The sequence below is a fragment of the Streptomyces alkaliphilus genome, assembly GCF_014141535.1.
GTDB classification, from domain to species: Bacteria; Actinomycetota; Actinomycetes; order Streptomycetales; family Streptomycetaceae; genus Streptomyces; species Streptomyces alkaliphilus.
The window spans coordinates 1-606 of the sequence record NZ_VKHT01001627.1 but is presented as its reverse complement, the minus strand read 5'-3'; the positions used below and the strand labels follow the sequence as shown (position 1 = coordinate 606).

General features: G+C 73.8%; 1 protein-coding gene. It reads right to left on the bottom strand.

Annotated features, from left to right (window positions below):
• Positions 1 to 116: 116 nt before the first annotated feature.
• The gene (locus FNQ90_RS26025) at positions 117 to 521 is read right to left on the bottom strand and encodes a pyridoxamine 5'-phosphate oxidase family protein (RefSeq protein WP_143625400.1); all 405 of its coding nucleotides are present in this window, start codon (positions 519 to 521) and stop codon (positions 117 to 119) included.
• Between the last annotated feature and the right edge of the window lie 85 nt (positions 522 to 606).

The following is a 606-nucleotide window of genomic DNA, read 5'->3' as shown; positions in this document are numbered from 1 at the left end:
GACCTCGGCACGGACGGGCCCGGAGCCGGCGGCGGGTCGGGAGCCCGGTGACCCGGCACGCCCGTCCGGGGAGGGGTTCGGGGCTCCGGAAAGGGGCGCGTCACCCGGACGAGAGGTCAGGCGCGGCCCATGGCACGGGTGAGGGCGATCTCGATGACGACACGATCGGGGTTCGGCTTCGGCTGCCGTTGGTACCGCTCCGCGTAACGGGCCACCGCATCGGCCACCGCCGCCGGGTCCTCGTTGATCGTCGCCACCCCCTCCAGGGTCGCCCACCGGGCGCGGGCCACCTGACAGACGGCCACCCGTGCGCCTCCGGAGCCGGCCGCCCGCACATGGGCGACCTTGCGACTGTGCCGGTTGGTGATCACCCGGGCCAGACCGGCCTCCGGGTCGTAGGTGGCCCCGACCGCCACCACGTGCGGGGTGCCGTCGGCGCGCACCGTGGTGAGGGTGCACAGGTGGTACTCCCGCCAGAATTCCAGATAGGCGGGATCGGGGTTGCGCGGGTCGACGGCCATGCTCGGAAGCGTACCGGGGCGGTCCGCGCGCCCGGTCCTCAGATGAGGTCGGTGGTGTCGAGGTCGAAGTCGAAGGGGGTGGGGA

Excerpts from the sequence above, each read along its gene's own strand:
- FNQ90_RS26025 (WP_143625400.1), bottom strand. The coding sequence starts at position 521 with ATGGCCGTCGACCCGCGCAACCCCGATCCCGCCTATCTGGAATTCTGG.